The sequence below is a fragment of the Vibrio sp. 2033 genome, assembly GCF_033339735.1.
This window is the reverse complement of record NZ_JAWOVC010000484.1, coordinates 1-623: the sequence shown is the minus strand read 5'-3', so window position 1 is coordinate 623 and position 623 is coordinate 1. Positions and strand designations below refer to the sequence as shown.

The 623-nt window shown below is 47.5% G+C and carries 1 protein-coding gene; it reads left to right on the top strand.

Features of this window, described 5'->3' with window-relative positions; all coding sequences use genetic code 11:
- The coding region (bamC, locus tag R7P74_RS27350; protein ID WP_318123813.1) for an outer membrane protein assembly factor BamC at positions 1 to 623 on the top strand (623 nt) is incomplete at both ends.

Here is a 623-nt window from a genome sequence, read left to right as displayed (position 1 = left end):
GAGCTAGATAAAGTTTGGCAAACTGTGCAAGGCATGGTTGAAGCAAGAAAAATTCCAGTCGAAAGCCAAACCGATTCTCGAATCGAGACAGGTTGGGTAACGTGGAACTCTCCTGACGAAGAGCTAGAAATTGGTAGCCGATACGAGATCTCTCGTGCAGAAGCAAATGGCCGACACGGCTTCAAAGTGAGCTTAATTGACTGGCGTGAAGGCGATCAAGTTAAGGAAGTGACTGCGACTAACCGCGAGCGTTACAACGTGTTCATGACTAACTTAGTAACGGCTCGTTACGATCAAGAAGTTCGTGAAGAAGCGCAGCGTAAAGCTCAAGAGTTGGTGAAACAGATTCCTGTCACGATGGGCAAAGACCGCAGTGGTCTGCCAGTTATCATCGCTCGTGCGCAATACAATGTATTGTGGCAGCGTTTACCGAACATTTTACCTAAGATGGGCTTCACGATTGAAGAGCGCAGCCAGTCACAAGGTACGGTAACAGCGAAGTATGCATCTCCAGATGATGAATTCTGGAATGAAATTGGCGTGAAGCCAGTCGACCTAAAAGCAGGTAAATACACCTTCTTGCTAGGGGACTTGGGCAACCGCACTTCTATCAACATTACCGA